This window comes from Phenylobacterium sp. (assembly GCF_030697305.1).
Taxonomy (GTDB): Bacteria; Pseudomonadota; Alphaproteobacteria; order Caulobacterales; family Caulobacteraceae; genus Phenylobacterium.
On the sequence record NZ_JAUYQL010000128.1, the window covers coordinates 1 to 25,112 of the forward strand.

At 68.8% G+C, this 25,112-nt stretch carries 22 protein-coding genes; 9 read left to right on the plus strand and 13 right to left on the minus strand.

Features of this window, described 5'->3' with window-relative positions; translation table 11 throughout:
• The coding region (locus Q8R27_RS13375) for a YceI family protein (protein WP_305699482.1) at nucleotides 1–309 on the plus strand (309 nt) is incomplete at its 5' end.
• 64 nt (nucleotides 310–373) lie between these two features.
• Nucleotides 374–1,528 (plus strand): DUF1428 family protein, encoded by a 1,155-nt coding sequence (locus tag Q8R27_RS13380; protein ID WP_305699483.1) that lies wholly within the window; start codon nucleotides 374–376, stop codon nucleotides 1,526–1,528.
• A 6-nt stretch (nucleotides 1,529–1,534) separates the two neighbouring features.
• On the opposite strand, the gene recQ is transcribed toward Q8R27_RS13380, so the two are convergent.
• Together recQ and Q8R27_RS13390 are read right to left on the minus strand one after the other, a co-directional pair.
• Entirely contained in the window at nucleotides 1,535–3,373 is a 1,839-nt protein-coding gene (gene recQ, locus Q8R27_RS13385; protein ID WP_305699484.1) for a DNA helicase RecQ, read from the minus strand.
• Nucleotides 3,374–3,406: 33 nt separating this feature from the next.
• Nucleotides 3,407–3,886, minus strand: coding sequence for a BLUF domain-containing protein (locus Q8R27_RS13390; protein WP_305699485.1), 480 nt, complete (start codon nucleotides 3,884–3,886; stop codon nucleotides 3,407–3,409).
• A gap of 221 nt (nucleotides 3,887–4,107) precedes the next feature.
• Between Q8R27_RS13390 and Q8R27_RS13395 the strand changes: the two genes are divergently transcribed.
• Nucleotides 4,108–4,233, plus strand: coding sequence for a hypothetical protein (locus tag Q8R27_RS13395; RefSeq protein ID WP_305699486.1), 126 nt, complete (start codon nucleotides 4,108–4,110; stop codon nucleotides 4,231–4,233).
• Between the two features lie 348 nt (nucleotides 4,234–4,581).
• Here the strand turns inward: Q8R27_RS13395 and Q8R27_RS13400 are convergent, their stop codons facing one another.
• The 3 genes from Q8R27_RS13400 to mutM are packed head-to-tail and all read right to left on the minus strand — an operon-like array spanning nucleotide 4,582 to nucleotide 7,109.
• On the minus strand, nucleotides 4,582–5,358 hold the full coding sequence (locus tag Q8R27_RS13400; protein ID WP_305699487.1) for an enoyl-CoA hydratase: 777 nt from the start codon (nucleotides 5,356–5,358) through the stop codon (nucleotides 4,582–4,584).
• Between the two features lie 30 nt (nucleotides 5,359–5,388).
• On the minus strand, nucleotides 5,389–6,234 hold the full coding sequence (locus Q8R27_RS13405) for a TraB/GumN family protein (RefSeq protein WP_305699488.1): 846 nt from the start codon (nucleotides 6,232–6,234) through the stop codon (nucleotides 5,389–5,391).
• An 11-nt stretch (nucleotides 6,235–6,245) separates the two neighbouring features.
• On the minus strand, nucleotides 6,246–7,109 hold the full coding sequence (gene mutM / locus Q8R27_RS13410; RefSeq protein ID WP_305699489.1) for a bifunctional DNA-formamidopyrimidine glycosylase/DNA-(apurinic or apyrimidinic site) lyase: 864 nt from the start codon (nucleotides 7,107–7,109) through the stop codon (nucleotides 6,246–6,248).
• Between the two features lie 116 nt (nucleotides 7,110–7,225).
• Between mutM and Q8R27_RS13415 the strand changes: the two genes are divergently transcribed.
• Complete coding sequence (locus tag Q8R27_RS13415) at nucleotides 7,226–7,984, plus strand: class I SAM-dependent methyltransferase (RefSeq protein ID WP_305699490.1); 759 nt, start codon at nucleotides 7,226–7,228, stop codon at nucleotides 7,982–7,984.
• A 4-nt stretch (nucleotides 7,985–7,988) separates the two neighbouring features.
• Nucleotides 7,989–9,494: a 2-polyprenylphenol 6-hydroxylase gene (gene ubiB / locus Q8R27_RS13420; RefSeq protein WP_305699491.1), complete on the plus strand. Its 1,506-nt coding sequence runs from the start codon at nucleotides 7,989–7,991 to the stop codon at nucleotides 9,492–9,494.
• A 20-nt stretch (nucleotides 9,495–9,514) separates the two neighbouring features.
• Here the strand turns inward: ubiB and Q8R27_RS13425 are convergent, their stop codons facing one another.
• The 8 genes from Q8R27_RS13425 to nth form a co-directional block, all read right to left on the minus strand.
• A complete protein-coding gene (locus tag Q8R27_RS13425; RefSeq protein WP_305699492.1) occupies nucleotides 9,515–9,838 on the minus strand; it encodes a phosphoribosyl-ATP diphosphatase in 324 nt (107 codons plus the stop codon).
• Nucleotides 9,835–10,614 (minus strand): imidazole glycerol phosphate synthase subunit HisF, encoded by a 780-nt coding sequence (hisF, locus tag Q8R27_RS13430; RefSeq protein WP_305699493.1) that lies wholly within the window; start codon nucleotides 10,612–10,614, stop codon nucleotides 9,835–9,837. Before hisF ends, Q8R27_RS13425 begins: the two co-directional genes overlap by 4 nt.
• Complete coding sequence (hisA, locus tag Q8R27_RS13435; protein WP_305699494.1) at nucleotides 10,614–11,336, minus strand: 1-(5-phosphoribosyl)-5-[(5-phosphoribosylamino)methylideneamino]imidazole-4-carboxamide isomerase; 723 nt, start codon at nucleotides 11,334–11,336, stop codon at nucleotides 10,614–10,616. Before hisA ends, hisF begins: the two co-directional genes overlap by 1 nt.
• Complete coding sequence (hisH, locus tag Q8R27_RS13440) at nucleotides 11,333–11,974, minus strand: imidazole glycerol phosphate synthase subunit HisH (RefSeq protein WP_305699495.1); 642 nt, start codon at nucleotides 11,972–11,974, stop codon at nucleotides 11,333–11,335. The genes hisA and hisH overlap by 4 nt, the downstream gene beginning before the upstream one ends.
• A 13-nt stretch (nucleotides 11,975–11,987) precedes the next feature.
• On the minus strand, nucleotides 11,988–12,578 hold the full coding sequence (hisB, locus tag Q8R27_RS13445; protein ID WP_305699496.1) for an imidazoleglycerol-phosphate dehydratase HisB: 591 nt from the start codon (nucleotides 12,576–12,578) through the stop codon (nucleotides 11,988–11,990).
• Nucleotides 12,579–12,582: 4 nt separating this feature from the next.
• Nucleotides 12,583–13,572, minus strand: coding sequence for an adenosine kinase (locus Q8R27_RS13450; RefSeq protein WP_305699497.1), 990 nt, complete (start codon nucleotides 13,570–13,572; stop codon nucleotides 12,583–12,585).
• A 476-nt stretch (nucleotides 13,573–14,048) separates the two neighbouring features.
• Nucleotides 14,049–14,660 carry a hypothetical protein gene (locus tag Q8R27_RS13455; RefSeq protein ID WP_305699498.1) on the minus strand — a complete coding sequence of 204 codons (612 nt, stop codon included), beginning with the start codon at nucleotides 14,658–14,660 and terminating at the stop codon, nucleotides 14,049–14,051.
• An 83-nt stretch (nucleotides 14,661–14,743) separates the two neighbouring features.
• Entirely contained in the window at nucleotides 14,744–15,436 is a 693-nt protein-coding gene (nth, locus tag Q8R27_RS13460; protein ID WP_305699499.1) for an endonuclease III, read from the minus strand.
• A gap of 54 nt (nucleotides 15,437–15,490) precedes the next feature.
• Between nth and Q8R27_RS13465 the strand changes: the two genes are divergently transcribed.
• The 4 genes from Q8R27_RS13465 to Q8R27_RS13480 all read left to right on the plus strand — a co-directional run bounded on the left by Q8R27_RS13465 (nucleotide 15,491) and on the right by Q8R27_RS13480 (nucleotide 24,827).
• On the plus strand, nucleotides 15,491–15,964 hold the full coding sequence (locus Q8R27_RS13465; protein WP_305699500.1) for a DUF2244 domain-containing protein: 474 nt from the start codon (nucleotides 15,491–15,493) through the stop codon (nucleotides 15,962–15,964).
• Between the two features lie 232 nt (nucleotides 15,965–16,196).
• Complete coding sequence (locus tag Q8R27_RS13470) at nucleotides 16,197–17,324, plus strand: metallophosphoesterase (protein ID WP_305699501.1); 1,128 nt, start codon at nucleotides 16,197–16,199, stop codon at nucleotides 17,322–17,324.
• Nucleotides 17,324–19,972 carry an AAA family ATPase gene (locus Q8R27_RS13475; protein WP_305699502.1) on the plus strand — a complete coding sequence of 883 codons (2,649 nt, stop codon included), beginning with the start codon at nucleotides 17,324–17,326 and terminating at the stop codon, nucleotides 19,970–19,972. Before Q8R27_RS13470 ends, Q8R27_RS13475 begins: the two co-directional genes overlap by 1 nt.
• A gap of 94 nt (nucleotides 19,973–20,066) precedes the next feature.
• Nucleotides 20,067–24,827 carry a DUF3320 domain-containing protein gene (locus Q8R27_RS13480; protein ID WP_305699503.1) on the plus strand — a complete coding sequence of 1,587 codons (4,761 nt, stop codon included), beginning with the start codon at nucleotides 20,067–20,069 and terminating at the stop codon, nucleotides 24,825–24,827.
• Nucleotides 24,828–25,112 lie beyond the last annotated feature (285 nt).

Here is a 25,112-nt window from a genome sequence, read left to right on the forward strand (position 1 = left end):
CCGAAGATCACCTTCCGCTCGACCAAGGTGGAGCCCACCGGTGAGCGCACGGCGAAGGTGAGCGGCGATCTCTCGTTCCACGGGGTGACCAAGCCGGTGACGATCGAGGCGACCTATAACGGCGGCTGGGCGAAGAACGCGTTCGACGGCGACCGGGTCGGGTTCTCCGGCAAGGGCGTGCTGAAGCGCTCGGAGTTCGGGGTGGCGTCGGGGATCCCGGCGCCGGGCTCGACCATGGGCGTCAGCGATGCGGTGGAATTCGTCATAGAAACGGAGTTCAGCTCCAACCCCCCAGCAGCCGCGAAATAAACCGGGAAACCGAGTTCAGCTCCAATCCGCCGGCAGCCCCGGCAGCGAAGTAGAGGATCCAGCCATGGCCTATATCGACGGGTTCGTGATCGCGGTGCCGACCGCCAACAAGCAGAAGTTCATCGACCACGCCAAGACCTTCGACGCCTATTTCATGGAGCTGGGGGCGGTGCGGATCGTCGAGTGCTGGGGCGACGACGTGCCCGACGGCAAGCAGACCGACTTCCGCCGCGCGGTGCAGGCGACGGCCGACGAGACGGTGGCGTTCTCCTGGGTCGAGTGGCCGGACAAAAAGATCCGCGACGCGGCTATGGCCAAGATGCAGGCGGACATGGCGAGCGACCCGCGGTTCGACACGACCAAGAACCCGATGCCGTTCGACGGGGCGCGGATGATCTTTGGCGGGTTCGAGCCGGTGGTGACGCTGGAAGCGGCGCACGTGAACAAGGCCGGGGACTACATCTGGTACGAGCTGCTGGCCTCGGACACGGCCGCGGCGCAGGCGTTCTACGGCTCGGTGCTGGACTGGACGTTCAGCGACAGCGGCCAGCCGGACATGGACTACAAGATCATCAGCGCCGGGCCGAACGGGGTCGGCGGGCTGATGGGGATCACCGCCGAGATGGCGGCCGGCGGGGCCACGCCCACGTGGCTGGGCTATATCGCCGTGGACGACGTGGACGCCAGCGTCGCCGCGATCCAGGTCAAGGGCGGGTCGCTGCACATGCCGGCGATGGACATCCCCATGGTCGGGCGGATCGCCATGGTCGCCGACCCGCAGGGCGCGCCGTTCTATGTGATGAAGCCGCAGGGGCCGGGGAACAGCCTGGCCTTCGCCTATGACCATCCGCGGGTGGGGCATTGCGCGTGGAACGAGCTGGTGACCTCCGACAAGGCGGCCGCGTGGGAGTTCTACGGGTCGCTGTTCGGCTGGACCAAGGACGGCGAGATGGAGATGGGGCCCATGGGGAGCTACGAGTTCGTCCGCCACGGCGGGCTGATCGGAGCGATGATGGGCAACAGCGGCGGCGAGATGGGGCCGCCGCGCTGGGGCCAGTACTTCCGTGTCGCCGACATCGACAAGGCCAAGAGCGCGGTGGAGGCCGGCGGCGGCCAGGTGCTGCAGGGGCCGCAGGAGATCCCGGGCGGCGACTTCACGCTGAACTGCGTGGACCCGCAGGGCGCGGCGTTCGGGCTGGTCGGGGGTCGGTCGGCCTAGGGGCGGCTACCCCTCGAAGCCGCCGACGACGGCGAGGACGGGTTCGCCGTAGCGGTCGAGCTTGCCTTCGCCGACGCCGCTGACGCCGGCCAGCGCGGGCAGGCTGCCCGGGCGGATGCGGGCGATCTCGGCGAGCGTGCGGTCGTGGAAGATGACGTAGGGCGGCACGTGCTGGCGGGCGGCCTCGTCGCGGCGCCAGGCGCGCAGGGCCTCGAACAGCGGCTGGTCGGACGGCGGCAGGGGCACGGCGGCGTCGCGGCCGCGGCGGCCTGAGCCCTTGCGCGGGCTGCGCGCGGCGGCCTCGCTGGGCGGCGCGTCGCGCACGGAGACCTTGCGCTCGCCCCGATAGACCTCGCGCACGGCGTCGGCGTCGCCCAGGCGGATCAGCGGGCGGTTGTCGTTGTTCTCCTCGCGCAGCAGGCCCTCGAAGACGAGCTGTTCGAGCAGGTCGCGCCAGCCCTGGACGCCGAGTTCGGCGCCGACGCCGAAGGTGGACATGCCGGCCTCCCAGTCGGTGACGTCCTTGGTCTTGCCCAGCAGGTGGTCGACGATGCGGCCGCGGCCGAAGCGCCCGCCCATGCGGTGGACGGCGGACAACGCCTTCTGGGCGGCTTGCGTCGCGTCGATGGCCTTGGGCGGGTTGAGGCAGACGTCGCACTGGCCGCAGACCTTGACGCCCTCCTCGCCGAAGTAGCGGCGGACGGACGCGGCGCGGCAGGTCGCGCCGTCGAGCATGGCGTAGAGCTGGCGCACCTTGCGGTTCTGCACCTGCTTGACGCTGTCCTCCATCTCGCGGCCGTCGATGCGGCGCAGCGCCCAGGCCATGTCCGCGGAGCCATAGAGGGTGATGCCCTCGGCCGGGTCGCCGTCGCGCCCGGCGCGGCCGATCTCCTGCCAGTAGGCCTCGATGGAGCCCGGCGGATCGGCGTGGATGACGAAGCGGACGTCCGGCTTGTCGACGCCCATGCCGAAGGCGATGGTCGCCAACATCACCGCGGCCTCGGCCTCCAGGAAGGCCTCCAGCCGGTCGGCGCGGACCTTCTTGTCGAGGCCGGCGTGGTAGGCCATGGCGCGCACGCCCGTGGCGTTCAGCGCCTCGGCCAGCTTGTCGACCCCGTCGCGGGAGCCCGCGTAGACCACGCCCGAGCGGCCGGGGCGCTCGGCGACCAGCTCCAGCACCCGCTTCTGGTTGGAGCCGCGCTTGCGCTCGGCGGACAGGGCGAGCTCGGGGCGGGCGAAGCTGGCGACGAACTCCAGCGCGTCGTCGAGGCGCAGCTCGTTGCGGATGTCGTCGCGGGTGCGGGCGTCGGCGGTGGCGGTGACGGCGAGCCGGGGCACGTCGCGGAACACGTCGGCCAGCCGGCCCAGCATGCGATACTCGGGGCGGAAGTCGTGGCCCCACTGGCTGACGCAGTGGGCCTCGTCGATGGCCAAGAGGGCCAACGGCATGCGCGACAGCCGCTCCAGCATCGACGGCTGCATCATGCCCTCGGGCGACAGGTAGAGCAGGTCGAGCTGGCCGGCCTCCAGCCTGCGCCAGGTCTCGGCGCGCTCCTCGGGTTCGACGTTGGAGTCCAGTCGCGCGGCGGCGACGCCGGACTGCTGCAGGGCCGCCACCTGGTCGGTCATCAGGGCGATCAGCGGCGAGACCACCAGGCCCAGGCCCGGGCGCAGGATGGACGGGATCTGGTAGCACAGGCTCTTGCCGCCGCCGGTGGGCAGCACGGCCATGGCGCTGCGGCCTGCCATCACCTCGGCGATCACCGGCGCCTGCAGGCCCCGGAACTCGGCGTGGCCGAAGGTGCGGCGCAGGACCTCCCGCGCCTCGTCGAGCGAAGCGGTCATGAGCGCGCTTATGGCCGATCGCGGAGTCTGCGGCTAGCGGGTGGCGGCGCTGAGCGCGGTGCGGTCCTGGATATCGCGCACCGCCTTCAGCAGCCGCAGGGCCGAGCGCTCGTTCAGGCGGGTGGGTTCGAAGGCGTCGCGCATCTCCAGCGCGTCGATGATCGCTTCGTCGGCGGCCGACAGGCTGCGCGCGCACATGTTCCAGTCGGCGAACTCGCGCGACGCAGCCGGCGCGGCGTTGATCACCACCGGGGCCTCGTGGCGCGGGTCTTCGATGATCCGGCGATAGGTGGTCAGCACCGCGGTCATCGGGCCTTCCAGCGCCTGGATGAACCAGCCGTCGTGGACCAGCAGCAGGCCGGTGACGGCGACCTCGCGGTTGTTGCGGATCGAGGCGCGGACGATGGCCTCGACCTGCTCATTGGGCGGCGGGTCGTCGGCGAGCCGCTGGCGGCTGAAGTAGATCAGGCGATGCAGCGAGCGGGTCGGTTGAGGTTGTGCTTCGTCGGTCATGAGGTTTTTCCCACAGGCTCGCTTGATGGGGACGGCCCTGATCAGCGCGTGAGCCGGCGCCTTCGTTCCGTCGCCTGCCGGAGCGCCCGGCGCCCGGAATAGCCGCAAATCCTTACGCAGTCAGGGTTTCTCGTAGAAAAACCGAACTATTCCGTGCGCCGACAGTATTGGCGTATCGCAGCCGGCTCGTGGGGGGACGGCTACCTGACGGAACTTGAACGGTGAAAGTCCTACTCTTCGCGGTGACTCTGGTCGCCATCATCATCGGTCTGGCGTTGCCGACGCCGCGCCCGGACAAGCCGCAAGGCAAGTCGCAGATCGAGCTCGTGGAGCTGGGCGGGGGCTAGGCGCGCGCCGCGTGTCCGTGAGCACCTCCCCTGCGAAGCAGGGGAGGGAGGGGAGAGCGGAGCGCGCAACCCATTCCTCCGCTCATCCCCGCTTTCGCGGGGATGAGCGGGAGTGGGGTGCGCGACGTGGATGGGCGCGCCGTCGGTGTCGCTTCGGCTTAAATCCCATGGCGCCATCTTGCCCGGGTCGCCAGGCTCGCGATCTACCATTGGGTTTAAGGCGCAGCCCGCCGCTGGTCGCAGCGGTCGCTGATCTCGGCCAGGCAAGTTGCGGCTTGCGATCTGATAGCCCGCTTGGGTCCCGGCTTTCGCCGGGATGAGCGGAGGGTCAGGTGCGAGTTGAGCGGCCTAGCGGCCCTTGAAGGCGGCGGGGCGCTTTTCGATGAAGGCGGCCATGCCTTCCTTCTGGTCCTCGAAGGCGAATAGGGAGTGGAACAGGCGCCGTTCCATCACCACGCCGGTGGCCAGGGTGGTTTCGTAGGCGGCGTTGACCAGCTCCTTGTTGACCATCACCGCCAGCGGCGAGAGCGACGCGATCTTGCGCGCCGCGGTCATCGCCTCCTCGACCAGCTTGTCGGCGGGGACGACGCGGGAGACCAGGCCCGAGCGCTCGGCCTCGGCGGCGTCCATCATCCGCGCGGTGAGGATCATCTCCATGGCCTTGGACTTGCCGACGAAACGGGTCAGTCGCTGGGTGCCGCCGATGCCGGGCGCGACGCCCAGATTGATCTCGGGCTGGCCGAACTTGGCGGTCTCCGCGGCGATGATGAAGTCGCAGAGCATGGCGAGTTCGCAGCCGCCGCCCAGGGCGTAGCCGGCCACCGCGGCGATGATCGGCTTGCGGAACTGTTCGAGCCGGGTCGCCCCGGCGGCGAAGAAGTTCGACTGGAACATCTGGGCGTAGCTCTTGTCCGACATCTCCTTGATGTCGGCGCCGGCGGCGAACGCACGCTCCGAGCCGGTCAGGACAAGGCAGCGGACGGCGTCGTCGGCTTCGGCGGCGTCCAGCGCCTGGATCAGTTCGCCGATCAACTGGCTGTTCAGCGCGTTCAGCGCTTCCGGGCGGTTAAGGCGGATCAGGGTGACGCCGTCGGCGGTTTCGACGATCAGGGTCTGGTAGCTCATGACGGGCGCTCCTTGGCTCTCCCCTTCCGCTTACGGTCCCTCGACCGAATAGCCAAGCGCCCGCAGTCGGGTGGGCAGGCCGTCGGGGCCGACCAGGTGGCCGACGCCGACCACGACGACAGTGCGCCCCGACCCCGCCATGCGCGCCCGCAGACTGGTGAGCCAGCGGATATTCCGCTCCACCACGAGACTACGATAGACTCCGGGTGTCGCCTCGCGCAGCGGGTCCAGCGCCTCGTGATCCAGGCGGCGGACGTCGCCGTCCATCCAGGCGTCGACCAGGCTCTCATACTCTCCGGGGCGTTCCTCCATGCTGCGCAGGGTCTCCTCCAGAGAGGCGATCTGTTCGGCGCGAGGGGTGTCGGCGAAGACGCCGATCTGTTCGGCGGGGGTCTCGAAGGCATGGCGCTGCGTGACCGACGGCGCGGCCTGGTTCAGGGATTTCTCGACGCCGCTGTCGACGCTGGCGCCCGCCTTGCGGAAGATCGCCGAGCCCAGCACCACCTCGGCGAGCCAGGGCTCCAGCCGATCGATCAGCGGCAGGGCGACGCCGTAGTTCTCCGCGACCCGCAGCAGCCTGGCCTGGGTGTCCGGCTTCAGGAGGGTGGTCAGGGTCTGGCCCGGCGGCAGGGTTCCGCGCTGCGCGGCCAGGCGAGCGGCCTCGAACTCGGTCCCGGGATCGACGGGCAGTTCGAACCAGATGTCGTCGGCACGCTCCAGCGCCCTGGTGAGCTGTGGCGTCATCCACTGTGCACCGGGCTTCAGGACGTGCAGGGAGCCGAACAGCACCATCTCGGAATCGTGGTCCCTGACGGTCCAGATCGGCGGCTCCGCCCGTGCGGCGGCCGGCGCGAAGGCGAGCAGCGCTGCGACCACCGCGCAGCGCCTCACGTCTGGCACCGGGGGCAGTAGAAGGTGGAGCGGCCGGATTGCACGGCGCGCGCAATGACGCCCTTGCAACCCGGATTGGGGCAGGGCTCGCCCTCGCGGCCATAGGCGCGGAAGCTTTGCTGGAAATAGCCCAGGGCGCCGTCGGCGGCGGCGTAGTCGCGCAAGGTCGAGCCGCCGGCCTCGATGGCCGCGATCAGCACCTCGCGCACCGCCGTCGCAAGGCGCTCCAGCCTCGGTCGCGAGATGCGCCCCGCGGGCTTGAACGGCGAGATGCGCGCGCGGTGCAGCGCCTCGCAGACGTAGATGTTGCCCAGGCCCGCGACCACGCGTTGGTCCAGCAACAGGGTCTTGGGGCCCTGCTTGCGGCCGGCGAACTGCTCGACCAAGCGATCGGCGTCGAACGCCTTCGACAGCGGTTCGGGACCCAGGCCCGCGAACCACGGATGCTGGTCGAGGGAGTCGGTGTCCAGCAGCGCCATGTAACCGAAGCGTCGAGGGTCGTAGTAGGTGACGCGCGTCCCGGCCTCGGTCTCGAACAGGATGTGGGCGTGCTTGGGGTCGGGATCGGCGGCGTAGTGGAAACCGCCGGGCCGCGCCGCGCCCGCCGGACGTTCGATCTCGAAGCGGCCGCTCATCCCCAAGTGCATCACCAGGGTGTCGCCGCGGTCGAGGGGCGCCAGCAGGTACTTGGCGCGGCGGGCCAGCGCGCCGATGCGCGCGCCGGTCAGACGCTGGACGAAATCGATGGGCAGTGGGAAGCGCAGGTCCGGGCGGCGCGCCTCGACGCGCGCCAGCCGCTGGCCGGCCAGCGCGGGCTCCAGGCCACGGCGCACCGTCTCGACCTCTGGAAGTTCGGGCATGGCTTGCGCTTCGCACGGTGAGGGCTGCGTGTCATCCCTCGCCTCGAGGCTGCCGACTGGCCGGCGACTGGCCCGGCGACTGGCGCGGGCGACTTCGCGAGGCTAAGACCGCTGGCATGACCGGACCTGACGCCACCTTCGGCTTCCGCGACGTGCCTCCGGAGGAGAAGCCCGGCCTGGTGCGCGGCGTCTTCGACCGGGTCGCCCATCGCTACGACCTGATGAACGACCTGATGAGCGGCGGCGTCCACCGGCTGTGGAAAGACGCGGTGGCGGCCAGGCTGAACCCGCAGCCGGGCGAGGTGATCGTCGACTGCGCGGGCGGCACCGGCGACATGGCGCGGCGCTTTGCGAAGATGGCCCGGCGCGCGCAACTGCGCCGTGGCGGCGCCGACGCCCGGATCATAGTGGTCGACTACAACGAGCAGATGATCGGGTCGGGGCGCGAGCGCGGGTCTGAGCCCGAGATCGCCTGGTCGGTCGGCGACGCCCAGCGCCTGCCGCTGCCGGCGGCCTGCGCCGACGCCTATGTGATCGCCTTCGGCATCCGCAACGTGACCGACATCGCCCAGGCGCTGCGCGAGGCGCGGCGGGTGCTGAAGCCCGGCGGGCGGTTCCTGTGCCTGGAGTTCTCCAAGCCGACCACGGAGCTGCTGCAGAAGGCCTACGACGCCTTCTCGTTCAAGGTGATCCCGGAGATCGGCGCGCGGGTGGCCGGCGACCGGGAGTCCTATCAATACCTGGTAGAGAGCATCCGTCGGTTCCCCGACCAGGGCCGGTTCGCCGCGATGATCGGCGAGGCCGGGTTCGGACGGGTCGGCTACACTAACTACACCGGCGGCGTCGCGGCCCTGCATCACGGCTGGGCGCTGTAGGCCGATGGGATCGCTGGGCGCGTATGGCCGGCTGATCGGCGCGGGCTGGATCCTGGCGCGCAACGATGTGCTGCTGCCGCGCGAGCTCGAACCGCTCTATCCGCCGCCGCTGCTCGCCGCGTCGCGGGCGGTGCGGCCGTTCGCAGGGCGCCAGTCGCGGGACGGGCGACCGGGGGAACGACTGGCCCGCTCGCTGGAGCGGTTGGGGCCGGTGGCCATCAAGCTCGGGCAGTTGATGTCAACGCGGGCCGATGTGTTCGGCGCCGAGTTCGCCCAGGACCTGTCGAGGCTGAAGGATCGGCTGGCGCCGTTCTCCCAGGAGGTGGCGCGCGCCGAGGTGGAGCTGGCGCTCGGCCGGCCAATCGACAGCCTGTTCGCCCATTTCGGTCCGCCGGTCGCCGGCGCGTCATTGGCCCAGGCGCACGAGGCGACGCTGATCGACGGGCGCCGCGTGGCGGTCAAGGTGCTGCGCCCGCGGATCGAGCGGCGAGTGGCGCGCGACGCCGAGGTGCTGGCGCTGGCGGCGGGTCTCGCCGAGCACTGGTCGGTCCCGGCGCGGCGGCTGGAGCCGCGGGCCTTCGCCGCCACCGTGATCCGCGCGACGGAACTGGAGCTGGACCTGCGGCTGGAGGCCGCCGGCGCCGACGAGCTGGGCGAGGTGATGGCCAGGGACGGCTACATGCGCGCGCCCAAGGTGATCTGGGACGGGGTCGGCAAGCGGGTGCTGACGCTGGAATGGGCGAGCGGCATGGCGCTATCGGACGCCGCCGCGCTGGAGCAACCGGGCCTGGACCGCAAGGCGCTGGCCGACAACCTGATCCGCGCGTTCCTGGCCCAGGCGCTGGACCATGGGGTGTTCCATGCCGACCTGCACGAGGGCAACCTGTTCGCCGCAGCGCCGGCGCAGCTCACCGCTGTGGACTACGGCATCGTCGGGCGGCTGAGCGCCGACGAACGGCGCTATCTCGCCGAGATCCTGCTGGGGTTCCTGGAGCGTGATTACGAACGGGTCGCCCATGTGCACTTCGAGGCCGGCTATGTGCCCGCCGTACATAGCGTGCCGGCCTTCGCCCAGGCGTTGCGCGCGGTGGGCGAGCCGATGTTCGGCCGCAACGCCTCCCAGGTGTCGATGAGCCGGGTGCTGACCCAGTTGTTCGAGATCACCGCCCTGTTCGACATGCGCCTGCGCCCTGAGCTGGTGCTGCTGCAGAAGACCATGATGACGGTCGAGGGGGTGGCGCGGCGCATCCATCCCGAACACGACATCTGGGCGGCCGCCGACCCGGTGGTGCGCCGCTGGATGCTGCGGGAGTTGTCTCCGCCGGCTCAGGTGAAGCGGTTGCTGCAGGACGCGACGCTGGCGTTGCGGAACCTGGCGCGGCTGGCGGAGCCTGTTGCGCCGGTGGTGGTTGCTGCTGAGGCTCCGGCCGGCGCGCCGCCGATGCTGTGGTTCGCGGTCGGCGCGCTGGCGTCGGGGGCTGCTTTCCTGCTGACGGCGGTGTTCGGCTAGGGGGCGGCTGAGGCCTACCGTCAGCCTCCGCGCGAGGCCTTTTCGTCGAGGCCGGAGCGACCTTCGCGGGCTTCCAGCTTCGCGGCGACCTCGTCGAGGGTGACGCCGGCTGCGGCCAACACCACCAGCCAATGGTAGATCAGGTCGGCGCTTTCGGCGGCCAGCGCATCAGCGTCGCGCAGGGTCGCGGCGATCACCGTCTCCACGGCCTCTTCGCCGAGCTTCTTGGCGGCGCGCGCGGGGTCGGCAAGCAGCTGGGCGGTGTAGGAGCTGGCGGCCTCCGCGCCCTTGCGGGCCTGTATGGTCGCGGCCAGGCGCTGAAGCGTCTCGTCGAAGCGGCTCATGCGGGGACCCCTTCGGTGTGGCGCACGGGCAGGCCGGCGCGGTCCATGGCCAGTTTCACCTCGGCGATGCCGACCTCGCCGAAGTGGAAGATCGAGGCGGCGAGCACCGCGTCGGCGTGGCCCTGGGAGACCGCGTCGACCATGTGGGCGGCGTTTCCCGCGCCGCCGCTGGCGATCACCGGGATGCCCACCTCGCGGGTGACCGCGGCCAACAGGTCGAGGTCGTAGCCGGACTTGGCGCCGTCGCGGTCCATGGAGGTGAGCAGGATCTCGCCCGCGCCGCGCCGTTCGGCCTCCACCGCATAGGCGACCACGTCCAGGCCGGTCGCCTTGCGGCCGCCGTAGATGTAGACCTCCCAGCCGTTCCGCTCGTGGGCGTGCTTGGCGTCGATGGCGACCACGGTGGCCTGGCTGCCGAAGGCGTCGGCGCAGGCGGTGATCAGCTCGCGGTTCTCCACCGCCGAGGTGTTGATCGAGATCTTGTCGGCGCCGGCCAGCAGGAGCCGGCGGGCGTCCTCCACCTGGCGGATGCCGCCGCCGACGCTGAGCGGCATGAAGCAGACGTCGGCGGTGCGCGCGACGACGTCGAGGATCGCGCCGCGGCCCTCGTGGCTGGCGGTGATGTCGAGGAACATCAATTCGTCGGCGCCGGCCGCGTCGTAGGCCCGCGCCTGTTCGACCGGATCGCCCGCGTCACGCAAGGAGACGAAGTTCACGCCCTTGACCACGCGTCCGTCCTTGACGTCCAGGCAGGGGATGACGCGAACCTTGAGCATCAGGCCGCGACCGCCAGCGCCTGGGCCGGGGTGATGCCGCCGGTGTAGAGGGCGCGACCCAGCACCGCGCCGGCGATCGGCACGCCCTTGCGCGCCTTCAACCGGGTGATGTCGTCGACCGAGGCCAGGCCGCCCGCGGCGATCACCGGGATGGTCACCGCGTCGGCGATGGCGCCGAAGGCCTCGACGTTGAAGCCCAGCAGGGCGCCGTCGCGGTCGATGTCGGTGATGATCAGGGCGCCGACGCCGGCGTCCTCGAAGCGCTTGGAGACGGTGACCGCGTCGAGGTCGGAGCTCTCGGTCCAGCCCTGGACCGCGACCTTGCCGCCGCGGACGTCGACGCTCACGGCGATCTGCTCTGGCCACAGCTTGGCGGCTTCCTTGACGATCTGCGGTTCGCGCACGGCGAGCGTGCCGAGGATCACCCGGCTGACGCCGGCCTCGATCCAGCGTTCGATGTCGGCGAGGGTGCGGATGCCGCCGCCGAGCTGGATCGGGATCGACACGGCGTTGAGGATGTCCTGCACCGCATCGGCGTTCACCGCCTTGCCCTGGACGGCGCCGTTCAGGTCGATGACGTGGATCCACTGGAAACCATCGTTCACAATCTGCGTCGCCTGGTCAGGGGGCGAGGTGTTGAACACCGTGGCGGTGTCGAGGACGCCGTGCAGCACGCGCACGCACTGGCCGTCCTTCAAGTCGATAGCCGGGTAGAGGATCACGGTCGCCACTCCAGAAAGCGCGCCAAAAGGGATAGCCCGGCGCCTTGCGACTTCTCCGGGTGGAACTGCACGCCGGCGACGTTGCCGCGCGCGACGGCCGCCGGGAAACGTCCGCCATGGTCGACCCAGGCGGCCACGTCGGCCTCGTCGTCGGGGAAGAAGGCGAAGGAGTGGGTGAAGTACATCGGCTGGGCTTCATCCACGCCGGCCAGGATCGGCTGGCCCGCGGCCACGCCTTCGAGGTCGTTCCAGCCCATGTGCGGAACCTTGAGCGCGGGGTCGGCGGGTTCGATGCGACGCACGTCGCCGGCGATCCAATCGAGGCCTGCGGTCTCGCCGAACTCGAGCCCCCGCGTGGCGAGCAGCTGCATGCCGACGCAGACGCCGAGGAACGGGGCTGCGCGGGTGCGCACGGCCTCAGTCATCGCCTCGACCAGGCCCGGACGGGCGTCGAGCGCCGCCTTGCAGGCCGCGAAGGCGCCGACGCCCGGCAGCACCAGGCGGTCGGCGCGGGCGACGATCTCCGGATCGTGGGTGACGCGGATCTCGACGGCGCGATCGCCGGCGGCCTTCACCAGGGCCTTCTCGGCCGAACGGAGATTGCCCGACCCGTAATCGATCAGGGCGACGCTCTGCATGGGACCAAACTTCCTAGAGCACGCCCTTGGTGGACGGAGCCTGGCCAAGGGTCTTGGGGTCCGGCTCCACCGCCGTGCGCAAAGCGCGGGCGAGGGCCTTGAAGCCGCTTTCGGCGATGTGGTGCGAGTTGTCGCCGTAGAGGGTCTCGAGATGCACGCAGGCGCCGACGTTCATGGCGAAGGCGTGGTGGAATTCCTTGAACAGCTCGGTGTCCATCTCGCCGACCTTGGGACGCACGAAGGCGACCTTCCAGATCAGGTAGGGGCGGTTCGACAGGTCGATGGCGCAGCGGGTCAGCGTCTCGTCCATCGGGATGTAGGCGTGGCCGAAGCGGCGGATGCCCTTCAGCCCGTCCAGCGCCTTGGCGACCGCCTGGCCCAGGACGATGCCGGTGTCCTCGACGGTGTGGTGCATGTCGATGTGCAGGTCGCCCTTGGTCTCGACCTTGAGGTCGATGCCGGCGTGGCGGGCGAAGCTGTCCAGCATGTGGTCGAAGAAGCCGACGCCGGTGGTCACCTGCGCGGCGCCGGTCCCGTCCAGGTCAACCCAGACGCGGATCTGCGTCTCCTTGGTCTCACGGACCACCTCGGCGGTGCGGGCCATCGGCCTAGAGTCCTTTCGACGCGGCGAGGTCGCGGAGCGAGACCTGCGGCCGCGGGCCATAATGCGAAATCACCTCGGCCGCCGCCATGGCGCCCAGGCGCGCGCAGTCGGGCAGCGCGCGGCCCTGCGACAGGCCAAAGAGGAAACCCGCCGCGTATTGGTCGCCCGCGCCGGTGGTGTCCACGACTTTCTCCACTGGCTCGGCGGGGACGGCGTGGGTGCTCGCGCCGGAGGCGACTACCGAACCCTGCGCCCCGCGGGTCACCGCGGCGATGTCGGTGATGGCGGCCAGCGAGGCCACGGCCGCATCGAAGTCGTCGGTCTGGAACAGGGCGGTGACCTCGACCTCGTTGGCGAAGACGATGTCCACCTGGCCCTTGATGAACCCCAGCAGCGCCTCGCGGTGGCGCTCGACCACGAAGGCGTCGGAGAGGGTGATGGCGATCCGGCGGCCGGCGCCGCGCGCCAGGCCCGCGGCCTTGGCGAAGGCGCGCCGCGCCTCCTCGGGGTCGAACAGATAGCCTTCCAGATAGAGGATGGCGGCGTTCTCGACGACGGCTGCATCCACGTCGTCGGCCCCGAACTGGGTCGAGGCGCCCAGGTAGGTGCACATGGTGCGCTCGCCGTCCGGGGTGACATTGATCAGGCAGCGCGCGGTGGCCGGGCCGCCGGTCAGCGCCGGGGTGTCGAACGTCGCGCCGATCGCGCGCATGTCGTGGATGAAGACCTCGCCCAACTGGTCGGACGCCACCTTGCCGAGATAGGCCGCGCGGCCGCCCAGGCTGGCGATCCCGGCGATGGTGTTGCCGGCCGAGCCGCCCGAGGTCTCCACGCCAGCGGCCATCCGCGCATAAAGCTGGTTCCCACGGTCCTCGTCGATCAGCGCCATCGAGCCCTTGGCCAAGCCCTCGCCCGCCAGAAAGGCTTCGGCCGCCGGCGAGATCACATCGACGATGGCGTTGCCGATCGCGGCGACGTCGAAAAGCTGGGTCATGGAGGAGGGGCCGTGTCTCGCGCGAGGAATGCGCGCTGACTATAGGCAAAGGGCCTCTCGGGCAATGTTGGGGGACGGAGGGGTGCGCTCCCCACTCCGCTCATCCCGACGAAAGTCGGGACCCAAGCGGGCTGTCCACGCGCGAACCGCATCTCCGCCTGGGCCCCGGCTTTCGATGGGTGAGCAGGACAAGAGTGCGCTTCGCGTCATTCTCCCCTTGCGGGAGAAGGGGAGGAACGCCGCGTCCGCGGAGGGCCTGCCATAGATCTCATGGATGATGCGAGCCTGACGTCCCGGGCCTGTCAAGGACCGGCCCCTGGCCGGCCGCGCCGCGGCGAGCGCGTGCGCGCTCGTCCTTGAGAGGCCCGGGACGCCAGGCAAACTGGCCGCCATGAGATTTAAGCCTGGATGGGCCGGCGAGCGCGACCCCCACCAATACCCCGCGTCCGATTGGGTGAACGGAGTTGAGGAGCCCCCTAGCGCCGACCGTCGCGGATCCAGCGGAAGCGGGCGCCGCCGTGGTCCCAGGCTTCGCTGGCGCGGGCGGCGCCGCGGACGGCCTCCTTGTCACGGGCGACGCAGTTGGCGTCGCGGATTTCCAGGCCCGGCAGCGGCCTGTCGGTGACGCTGGGCCGATCGGGATCGGCGGGATCGGGCGGCGGCGGCGGACCGCAGTGGACCATCCAGACGGCGAACTCCACCGCCCGGCGGCGCGCGTCCCGCCTGGTGACCCGCAGGCCGAAGTAGGAGGTGCGGGTCTCGGGCGCGTCTCCGGGGTCCTGGACGACCATCGGGTCCCCAGCGGCGACCATGGCGTCGTCGTCGACGAACGCGGCGGCCCCTCGCCGGGCCTCGCGGCGGGTCACCGCCTTGCCCTCCGCGCATTCCGGCCACGTGGCGAGGGGGGCGGTGGCGTCGAAGGCGCATTCGGCGTCGCCGGAAACCATCCACACGCCGGGGCGCATGGGGATCGCGCCGGCGCTGTCCGTCGCGGTGAACAGCGGCTGGTCCGAGTAGACGAGGTTGCTGCACGCGCCGAGGGTCAGGGCGAGGAAGGCGGCGGTCATGGCTCGCGGGAAGGGGTGCATGCCGTCTCTATCACGAACGCGTGATGGCGATCCTGGTCACCGCCGCCCGGCCCCGTCAAGACAGGGCCGTCAAGCGGGCGGCGTCAAGCGGGGGCGAACAGATGGCGGGACGGGCAGAGGTCGGCGATGACGCACTCCTCGCACTTCGGGCGGCGCGCGACGCAGGTGTAGCGGCCGTGCAGGATCAACCAGTGGTGGGCGCGGGTCAGGAACGGTTGCGGCACCACCGCCATCAGGTCGGCCTCGACCAGGTCGGGCGTCTTGCCCTGCGACAGCGCCAGCCGGTGGGCGACGCGGAACACGTGGGTGTCGACGGCGATGGCCGGTTCGACGTCCAGCTCGTTGAGCACCACGCTGGCGGTCTTGCGCCCGACGCCGGGCAGGCTCTGCAGGGCCTCGCGCTCCAGCGGCACCTCGCCGCCATAGCGCTCGATGAGGATGCGGGCGGTGGCGATGACGTTCTTCGCCTTGGTGCGGAACAGCCCGATCGAGGCGATGTAGGGGATCAGGGCGGCCTCGCCGAGCGCCAGCATCTGCTGCGGCGTGCCGGCGACGGCGAACAGCTTTTCGGTGGCCTTGTTCACTGCCTTGTCGGTGGCCTGGGCCGACAGCGCCACGGCGACGACGAGCTGGTAGGGGCTGGCGTAGTCGAGCTCGGTGCGCGGGTCCTCCGACTCGGCCCTCAGGCGTTCGAAGATCTCTTCGATGCGGCGCCGCTCGGCAGGTTTGAGCGCAGGACGGGCGAGCTTGGGCTTGGCCATGGGAAAGGCGACCATGACGTGCATCGGATGGTTTCGCCAAGCCCGCGAGGGGCGTATTCATGGCGCCCGATGGACGCTGCCCTCTACATGGATGCGGTGATCACGCCGAACCGCTCGCTGTCCGAGCGCGGCTTTGTCGTGCTGATCGGCGTGGTCACGGGGTTCAACTGCGTGGCCGCGGCGGTGTTCATGTCGATGGGCGCGACCTTCGTGCCGCTGTTCCTGGGCCTCGACGTGCTGGCCGTGGTGATCGCCTTCCTGGTCAGTTTCGCCGCCGCAAAGCATGTGGAACGCGTGCAGGTCACCGCCCGCGACGTGCGCGTGGTGCGCGAGACGCCCCGCCGCTCCGACGTGATCTGGGAATCGCCCACCGCCTTCACCCGCGTGGCGCTGGAGGTGGTCGACGAGCAGCTGGTGGGGCTGAAACTGGCGCTGTCCGGCAAGGCGGTGCCGGTGGCCCAGGCGCTCAGCCCCGACGAACGCCAGGAGTTCGCAAGGGCGCTGCAGCGGGCGATCCGCGAGGCGCGGGGGGCGAGGGTTTAGCGGGCTGCGGCTGCCTTTGACTCTGAGGCGACATTGAGGAGTTCCGCTTCCTGGCGCGAAGCGTGCTGTGACTGGCCGCGCTTGCGTGGACCGAAGGGACTCTCACGGCCACGAGCCAACCATCAGACGAAGCCGAAGCGGATGGCTTCCGGAAGTGTCTGTCCCGCAAGACCAGACAGGTGCAAGCTGCGCCATAGGCCCGCCGTCTTAACGTCGCTTCGGGGAAAAATCGGTGACGCGCTTCATCCACACGTCCGATTGGCAGCTCGGCAAGCCGTTCGGAAAGGCGCCGGATGACGCACGCATAGCGCTCCAGGAGGCCCGTCTCGACGCCATCGGCACGCTCGCGGCGGCGGCGCGCACGCATGGCGCGGCCTTTGTCCTTGTCGCCGGCGATGTCTTCGATTCCGCCGAACCCGGCGACAGGGTCTTTCGCCAGGCGCTGTCGCGCATGAGCAGCGCTGCGGACTTGCGCTGGATTCTACTGCCCGGCAATCACGACCCGGCGCGTCCCGATGGACTATGGTCCAGGCTTGCGGCCGAGGCGCCGCAGAATGTCGTGGCTGCAACCGAGCCGACGCCGCTCGCCCTCCTAAGCGACTTCTATCTTCTGCCGGCGCCGCTCGCCTTCAAGCGTACCGTGCACGATCCCACCGCCTGGTTCGACACGGCGGAAACACCGCCTGGCGCGCGGCGGCTCGGCCTGGCGCATGGCTCTATCCAGGATTTCGGCGTCGGGGAGACGGCGACCAACCAGATCGCTCCTGATCGGGCTCGGCGCGCAGGGCTCGATTATCTAGCGCTAGGAGACTGGCACAGCCGCCGGCAGATCGACGCGCGTACCGCATACTGCGGAACGCCCGAACCCGACGACTTCGGGCGGGAGGCCAGCGGCGAGGCGCTGCTGGTCGAACTCGCTTCGCCGGGCGAGGCGCCGCGCATCACACCCGTGCCGATCGGCCGCTACCAGTGGATCACCGACACCTGGACGCTGTCGGCGGCGGCAGATCTCGACGCGCCATTGGCGGCCCTGAGCGCCGGGCAGGACCTCAAGCACCTGGTTGCTCGGATAAAGCTTGCGGGGTTGCTCACGCTCGGAGAGCGGGTCGCCGTCCGCGAGCGGCTCGAAGCCGGACTGGCGCATGAGGTCCGATGGCTCGACCTGTCCCTGACCGATCTCTTCGCGCGACCGACCGACAATGATCTCGCCGAGATCGACGCGCAGGGGGTCTTGCGCGAAGCGGCCGAGCGACTCCGCGCCTTGGCCGGTGAGCCCGGCGAACAGGGCCTGCGGGCCATGGCCGCTCTCGAACGCCTCTACGTTGAACATCAGAGGGCCCAGCGGATCGGGGCCGCCTGATGTTGATCCGCGAGGTCACGATCGAGAACTTCCGAAAGTTTCGGGCGCCGGTGCGAGTCGCGGGCTTCAGCCGGGGGCTCAACCTGGTCTGCGAGGCCAACGAAACCGGCAAGTCGACTGTTCTGGAGGCGGTTCGGGCGGCGTTCTTCGAGCGCCACGGCGCCAAGAGCGAACGGATCAAGTCGTTCAGGCCGCACGGCGACGAAGTGGCCCCGACGGTGACCATCGTCTTCGAGGTGGCCGGCGAGACCTGGACCGTCACCAAGCAATTCCTCCAACATCCCAGCGTCAGCCTCATCGGCCCGACGTCCCGCCATCAGAGTGATGAGGCCGAGGAGAAGCTGCAGTCGCTGCTCGGTTTCGCGCGGGCGGGAAATCGCGGGGCCGATGATGACAGCCGCGGCGCGCTCGGTCTGCTCTGGGTCGAACAGGGCCAGTCTTTCATCCTGGGGGCGCCCGGCCAAACGGCGCGTCGCACCCTGGAAGATGTCCTGGCCGGCGAGGTCGGCGCCGTCACCGGCGGGCGGCGCACCGTGGCGGTCGTTCAGGCGGTCGAGCGCGCCCTGACGGAATTCCTGACCGCCACCGGTAAGCCGACTCGCCGTCTTCTCGAAGCGCAGCAGGCGGCTGGCCATGCCGAGCAGGCATTTAACGAAGCTCAGGCGGAACTTCGTCAGTTCGAGGAGGTGCTGGGGCAGCTCGAGGCCAAGCGCGGCGAACTGCGCCGTGTCGTGCGCGATCTCGGTGACGCCGAAGCCACAGAGCAGGCGAACGCTCTGCGTGCGGATCTGGACCGCGCTCGGCTGGCTGCGGAGCGCCTGCAAAACAACCAACTGCTGTTTGAGCGGGCGGTTGGGGAACGCGCTCGAGCCCAGACCCAGGTCGAGACCAGGGTCGAGGAGAGGGCTCGTCTTGAGTTGGCCGCGATCAGCCTCGCGCAGGCGCAGGCGAAGGCCGACGAGCACGGCCAGGTTCTGAGCGCCGCGAAATCCGCCGAGACGTCCCACGCCCAGGCGCTCGAACAGGCGCGGAAGGCTTTGACCCAAGCCGAAACCGCACGGGAGTCAGCGGTCCGTGCGCAGCTGGCCGCCGATCGCACGCGCGCTCTGCAGGCGGCCTTCGCCAGGTTGGATCGCTGTAAGGCGATCACCGACGCGCTGGTCGTTCAGGAAGCTATCATCAAGGCCGAGGCGATCGATGCGGGGCGGCTTGAGCGCCTCGATCAGTTGGATCGCGCGGTGCTCGATGCGCGATCAGCCTGTGAAGCCGGGGCGGCCGTGGTTGAAGTCCGTCTTGAGCCGGGTGCGGCGGAGGTCCGCGTCGACGGCGAGCTGCTCCGTGGCGACCTACGCCGCGCCGCGGCCCACCCCTTATCGCTGGTGATCGATGGCGTCGGGCGCATTGACGTCACTCCGCCCGCCACGGGTGAGGCGGCGGCCGTCCGTTTGCGTACGGCGGAGCAGGATCTCGGCGCCCTGTTGGCTCAGTTGGGCTACGGCGATGTCTCCGCCGCCCGGGCTGGCGCCCGTCGTCGTCGCGAAGCGGAGGCAGAGCACAAGACCCTCGAAGGGCGGCTCACGGGCGAATGCCCGGCGGACTCTGCCCTCGGCCTTGCGGCAGGACTCCCAGCCCTGCGCGCGGGCTTGGCTGATGTCACCCGTCCTGCGCCGAAGGAAGCCGACGATGCGGCGCTCAAGGCGGGGGCGCTGGCCGCCGACGCAGATTTGCAGGCGGCGCGGGCGGCAGAGAAGGCCGCGCTTGGCCGCCGCGACGGATCGGCAGAGGCGTTGCAGGCGGCCCAGTTGGCCGAAGTGCGCCTGGCCGGCTTGCTGGACGCGGCCAAGACCCACCATGATCGAATGACGTCGGAACTCACAGCGGCCGAGCAGCAGGCGAGCGACGAGGCTTTGGGCGAGGCACTCCGCCAAGCCTCCGCGGCGGAGGCCCTGGCCAATGACGCCCTGACAGCGGCGCAGAGGGCCGCCGAGGGCCTGGACCCGACCGTATTGGCGCGGCGCCTCGAAACCACGGAGCGGCGGCGCCAAAGCCTGTTCGACGCCCAGCTTGAACTCGCTCAGACGCTTGCACGTCTTGAGGAGCAGGCGAAGACGCTCGGCGCCGCGGGGCCTGCCGCGCGCGCCCAAGCCGCCCAGGAGGCTGCGGATCTGGCGCGGACGAATGCGGCGCGGCTCGCCGAAGAAGCGGTGGTGCTTCAACTGCTGAAGACCACCATCGACACCGCTCAGGCCGAAGCGTCGCGGCGGTATCTGGCGCCGATCACTGAACGCGTCGCCCCCTACATCCGGCGTCTGCTGCCGACGGCGTCGCTGGCGTTCGGGGAGGATCTCCGGCCAAGCCGTCTAACTCGCGGGGGCCTTGAAGAGGCTGCCGACGACCTCAGCAAGGGGACTCAGGAGCAGATCGCGGTCCTGACCCGACTCGCCTTCGCCGACCTGCTGCTCGCCCGTGGCAAGCCGGCCTCCCTAGTGCTCGACGACGCCCTGGTGTTCGCCGACGACGACCGCTTCGAGACGATGACCGAAATCCTCACGGAGGCCGCGTCGCGCATGCAGGTCATCGTTCTCAGTTGCCGCACCTCAGCCTACCGACATGTCGTCGAGGCCACGCGCCTCACTCTGGAGCGCTGACGCCGCCGTGGACCGGCTCAACTGCGGATTGTGAATTTCCGCATGATGCTGAAATGATTGTATGGTTCAGCTTAATCAACCTAGGGGGCCGAGCATGGCCGACGGCGACGCTCTTATTCCTATTCGCGATCGGCTGCTGAAGGAGCGCACTGCGCTTCTGGACCTGTCCACTCGCAACCGCCTGCTGAACACCCCCCTGCGGACCAAGAATAATCGCGCAATCGAGATCGTCGACGAGAAGTCGACCGAGGTCTTCAGACTGCTGACGTCGAACAGGGCGCTCAGCTTCATCCCCGGTGTTCAACTCAGCGAGGCGGACCGGGCCGAACTCGATCCGGACGATACGGTCACCGGCGGAATCCCACAGCCGGAGGATGACACGGTCGACGATAAGGGCCGGGCGTCGCGCCATACCGACACCCGCCTGCAAACGCGTCTTACGTCAGAGGGCCTTCAGAAGCGCCTTTTCGACATCTGGTATGACGCCCAGACCCTGGAGCAGGAGCAGGGTGTCAACATCCTTTACCTCGCGGTCGGCCTACTTCGCTGGTTCGATACGGACACGTCCGACGTGCCCCGGCACGCACCTTTGATCCTGCTACCCGTGAAGCTGGAGCGCACCAGCGCGGCTGACAAGTTCAAGCTTCGCTGGCGGGACGAGCCGCCTTCGCCGAACTTGACGCTACAGGCCAAGATGAAGGCCGAGTTTGCCCTCAGGATCGAGGATTTCAAGGACGAGGATGAGGTCGATCTGGCCGCCTACTGCGCGCGGGTCGCCGAGACCATTTCCAACAACAAGCGTTGGGAAGTGCTGCCTGACTCCATGGTGTTGGGATTCTTCTCCTTCTCGAAGTTCCTGATGTATCGGGACCTCGATCCCGACAACTGGCCCAAGGAAGCGGGAATCGACACGCGCGAGATGATCGGCGCGTTGCTGCGCGACGGCTTTCCTGAAAGCGATCCTCTCGTCGGCGAGCATGACGCCATTGATGATGTAATCAGGCCGATCGAACTCCACCACGTTGTCGACGCTGACAGTTCCCAGACGGTCGTCATCGCGGAGGCCGCCGGCGGGCGATCGCTGGTGGTCAAGGGGCCGCCCGGCACGGGTAAGTCCCAGACGATCACCAACATCATCGCCGCCGCCGTCGCGCGCGGGAAAAAGGTCCTGTTCGTCGCAGAAAAGATGGCGGCGCTCGATGTCGTCCACCGCCGTCTGCGTCAGGTCGGGCTCGGCCCGCTGACGCTGGAACTGCATTCGAACAAGGTCAACAAACGAACGGTGCTGGAAGAACTGAAGCGCACCCGTGACGCCCAGCATCGCCCTGCGCGCGGTGACTTGAGCGTCATCGAAAAGCTGGGCGAGACTAGCGGTTTCCTCAATTCCTTCGCCAAGCGGTTGCATGAGCCGCTGAAACCCAGCGGTCTGACACCGCAAACGATCCTAGGCCTTCTGGCGCGGTCGCAGGAATCGACTGCCCCCTCGGGCTACCTGCTGTCTGACGCCGAACAGTGGGACCGTGAAGCCGTAGCTGCGCGCCGCGCTGTGATCGCCGATGTCGCCGAGCGATCGAGGGCCCTGGGACCCGTGCCAGGCAACGTCTGGCGCGGGGTCCGCCGTGACGCTATTGATCCCGTCGAACGGCAGGCGCTGGGAGGCCGTCTTCAGGCATTGGCCGCCGCGAACGCGGAGGCCGAGCGGCACGCGCGCGTAGCAACGGACGCGCTCGGAGCGGCGTCGCCCAAGACAGGTGCCGACCTGCACTCGTCACTGGCGTTTCTGTCGTTGGTGCCGCTTCCGGCAGGCCTCGACCGGTCCGCCCTGACCGCGGCAGCGTGGAGTGACCTCGACGACCTTCAACGCTTGATCGAAGCTGGGCGCGGCTATGTCGATGCCTGGGCGAGCGCCGAACCGGCCTTCAACGCGGCGGGCCGGACCGCCGACTACGGACCGGTCCGCGCGGCGATCGTGACCAAGGGGGCGAACCTCCTTCGATTTCTAGACGGCGACTATCGCGCTCAGATCGCGCTGCTTCGCTCGTATGTCACGGACCCACTGCCGAAGACGCCTTCGGAGCGTGTGGCCCTGATCGACAGGATGACCACCGCCCAGACTGCCAAGGCCGCATTCGTCGCCGCCGAACCGGCCGGCTCTGCGTTCGGGACCGCCTGGAAAAGCGAACGATCAGACTGGGACCAGCTCGAAGCCGTCCTCGCATGGCGCCGGTCCCACGGCGATTTGCCGCCGGCCGTCTGGTCACACCTCTCCGATACCGGCGACATCGCGCTGATCGAGAACGCGCGGATCGGTCTGGACAAAGCCTTGCCGGACTTCGACGCCCGGCTCGACGCGGTTGTCGCAGAACTCGATCTCGACCTGAAGCGAGCGTTTGGCGTCACCGCCGTGCCGGCGATCCCGCTCGATGCTATGGATGCTCGTCTGGGCGAATGGCTCGACGACCTGGAGGGGCTTAGCCGCTTCATTGCATTCGCCTCGCGGGCCAGAGTCCTGGCGGAACTGGGCGCCGGAGCCTTGGTTGATGGTCTTCATGACGGCAGCCTGGACCATAAGACGCTCGGCCCCGCTTTCGAGCGTTCCTACGCCGAGGTCCTGCGCGTCACCCTGTTCACCGCGTGGCCAGAACTGCGGGCCTTCGACGGCGAGGGCCACAACAATCAGGTCGCCTTGTTTCGACAACTCGACAAGGCACGCATCGGTTTGGCGCAGGAACAGATCGTCGCCGCTCATGCCGACGGCCGCCCGCGTGGGGCGGCAGGGATCGGTCCGCTTGGCGTGCTCAACGCTGAAATCGCCCGCAAACGTGGCCACAAGCCCATTCGCGTCCTGCTGGACCAGGCTGGCCCAGCGATCCAGCAATTGAAGCCGGTCTTCATGATGAGTCCGCTGTCCGTCGCCCAATTCTTGAAACCCGGGGGCACGCAGTTCGACCTTCTGGTCATGGACGAAGCTAGTCAGATCGAGCCGGTGGACTCGCTGGGCGCCATCGCCCGCGTCAACCAGATCGTCGTCGTCGGCGACGAGCGTCAGCTACCGCCAACCGCCTTCTTCAAGAAGTTGACCGGCGAAGACGATCCTGAGGAGACCGACGACGGCATCACCATTCAGGCCAAGGACGCCGAGAGCATTCTGGAACTCTGCCTAGCCAAGGGTGTGCCGCACCGCATGCTGAGTTGGCACTATCGCTCAAAGCACCAGTCGCTGATCGCGGTCTCGAACCGGGAGTTCTACGAGAACAAGCTGTTCATCGTGCCCAGTCCCTACGACGCCGTTGCCGGCATGGGTTTGAAGTTCAACCTGATGAAGGACACGGCCTACGATCGGGGCGGAACGCGAACAAATCCCAAGGAAGCCAAGACTATCGCAGAGGCCGTGATCCATCACGCCCGAACCAGCCCCGATCAGACCCTGGGTGTCGCGACGTTCTCGGTGGCGCAGCGTCAGGCGGTCCTGAAGGAATTGGAACTGCTGCGTCGCGCTAACCCTGACGTCGAGGACTTCTTCAGTGCGGCTTCGAACGAGCCGTTCTTCGTCAAGAACCTGGAGAACATCCAGGGCGACGAACGCGACGTCATTTTCATCTCGGTGGGCTACGGCAAAACCGAGACGGGGTATCTCGCCCACGCCTTCGGCCCCCTTAGTGGCGAAGGGGGCGAGCGTCGGCTGAATGTCCTTATCTCGCGGGCCAAGCTGCGGTGCGAGGTCTTCTGCAACTTCACTGGCGCCGACATCGATCTTGAACGGTCCAGAGCTAGAGGCGTCACCGCCCTGAAGCTGTTCCTGACCTTCGCCGAGACCGGCAACTTCGGCTTGGGCGAAGTCACCGGCGAGGATTTCGACAGCGAGTTTGAAATCCAGGTCTGCGAGCGGCTTCAGGCCTTAGGCTATGACGTCAAGCGCCAGATCGGCGCCTCGGGTTTCCGCGTCGATCTTGCCGTCTCGGACCCCGACAAGCCGGGCCGGTTTACCCTCGGCATCGAGTGCGATGGCGCACAGTTCCATTCGTCGCGGTCCGCCCGAGATCGCGACAGGCTACGTCAGCAGGTGCTGGAGGCCCATGGCTGGATCATTCATCGCGTCTGGAGCGCCGATTGGTATCTTCGCCCGCAGGCCGAACTGAAAAAGATCGTGGACGCCATTGCGGCGGCCAGAGCCGAGTGGTCGGCACGCGACGACGACGGCTTCAAACCCGCCCGGGCCGTGCCGGTGTCGTTTGAGGGCGAACGGGTCGGCGAGGATCTCGATGTTGTCACGGCCGTGATGGAGGCGGGCTCCGCCTTCGTGTCGCAAGGCAACCGCTATGTGGAAGCGGACTTCCCGGTAAACCGGTCTATCGAACCGCACCTAACGCCCATGGCCCAGATGGCGGCCTACGTCGTCAAGGTCGTCGAGACCGAGGGCCCGATCCATTTGGACGAGATCACCGCCCGCATCCGCATCCTCTGGGGTCTCGGTCGCGCTGGCTCGCGTATTCGCGCGGCCGTAGAGCGGGCGGCCAAGGCGGCGGCGCAACATGGCTTGATCGTTGGTGGCCCGTTCTACTCGACGCCGGAGCAGGCCGTGGTCACCAGGGACCGCTCTCTGGTCGTGTCGCTGACCCTCCGTAAACCGGAGGCACTGCCGCCCGCCGAGATCGATCACACCCTCCTGATGATCGTCGACGCCAATTTCGGGGCGGGTCGTGATGACCTTGTGCAGGCGGCGTCACGCGCGTTCGGCTTCGCGGCGACCAGCACGCAGTTGCGCGAGGTTCTTCACTTAGGCATCGGTCGATTGGAGACGAGCGGGGCCGTAGCGGTAAAGGGCGACCTGATCGTGCGAAAGATTCCGCCATGAGTTGGTTAGCTTCCTACGGAGTTCCGCTCGACCAAGGCGCGAGGTCTCCTCCCGGGTGACGGCCTCAGGTCTGCTTATGGCGCGTTGCGGCCGAGCGCTTACCGCCCCTGTGCTCACATTGGAGTTCGATCGACCGGCTAGTAGACAGTTGGGCAAGTGATTTCGCGCAGGATCTAGGGAACCCTGGTTGGCGCGAGGGCTTCACGCTTTGATCCTAGAGGAGCGATCATGAGCGACAACACCTATGGCGTGAGCGGCATCGTTGGTTCGTCCACAACCTCACTC

Bases quoted from the DNA above. Each gene is read 5' to 3' on its own strand.
- ubiB (WP_305699491.1), top strand. From the start codon at position 7,989: ATGGGATCGCTGGGCGCGTATGGCCGGCTGATCGGCGCGGGCTGGATC.
- Q8R27_RS13400 (WP_305699487.1), bottom strand. From the start codon at position 5,358: ATGAGCTACCAGACCCTGATCGTCGAAACCGCCGACGGCGTCACCCTG.
- Q8R27_RS13390 (WP_305699485.1), bottom strand. From the start codon at position 3,886: ATGACCGACGAAGCACAACCTCAACCGACCCGCTCGCTGCATCGCCTG.
- nth (WP_305699499.1), bottom strand. From the start codon at position 15,436: ATGGTCGCCTTTCCCATGGCCAAGCCCAAGCTCGCCCGTCCTGCGCTC.
- recQ (WP_305699484.1), bottom strand. From the start codon at position 3,373: ATGACCGCTTCGCTCGACGAGGCGCGGGAGGTCCTGCGCCGCACCTTC.
- Q8R27_RS13475 (WP_305699502.1), top strand. From the start codon at position 17,324: ATGTTGATCCGCGAGGTCACGATCGAGAACTTCCGAAAGTTTCGGGCG.
- Q8R27_RS13480 (WP_305699503.1), top strand. From the start codon at position 20,067: ATGGCCGACGGCGACGCTCTTATTCCTATTCGCGATCGGCTGCTGAAG.
- Q8R27_RS13425 (WP_305699492.1), bottom strand. From the start codon at position 9,838: ATGAGCCGCTTCGACGAGACGCTTCAGCGCCTGGCCGCGACCATACAG.
- hisH (WP_305699495.1), bottom strand. From the start codon at position 11,974: ATGCAGAGCGTCGCCCTGATCGATTACGGGTCGGGCAATCTCCGTTCG.
- hisF (WP_305699493.1), bottom strand. From the start codon at position 10,614: ATGCTCAAGGTTCGCGTCATCCCCTGCCTGGACGTCAAGGACGGACGC.
- hisB (WP_305699496.1), bottom strand. From the start codon at position 12,578: ATGGCCCGCACCGCCGAGGTGGTCCGTGAGACCAAGGAGACGCAGATC.
- Q8R27_RS13455 (WP_305699498.1), bottom strand. From the start codon at position 14,660: ATGCACCCCTTCCCGCGAGCCATGACCGCCGCCTTCCTCGCCCTGACC.
- Q8R27_RS13380 (WP_305699483.1), top strand. From the start codon at position 374: ATGGCCTATATCGACGGGTTCGTGATCGCGGTGCCGACCGCCAACAAG.
- Q8R27_RS13415 (WP_305699490.1), top strand. From the start codon at position 7,226: ATGACCGGACCTGACGCCACCTTCGGCTTCCGCGACGTGCCTCCGGAG.
- Q8R27_RS13450 (WP_305699497.1), bottom strand. From the start codon at position 13,572: ATGACCCAGCTTTTCGACGTCGCCGCGATCGGCAACGCCATCGTCGAT.
- Q8R27_RS13465 (WP_305699500.1), top strand. From the start codon at position 15,491: ATGGACGCTGCCCTCTACATGGATGCGGTGATCACGCCGAACCGCTCG.
- mutM (WP_305699489.1), bottom strand. From the start codon at position 7,109: ATGCCCGAACTTCCAGAGGTCGAGACGGTGCGCCGTGGCCTGGAGCCC.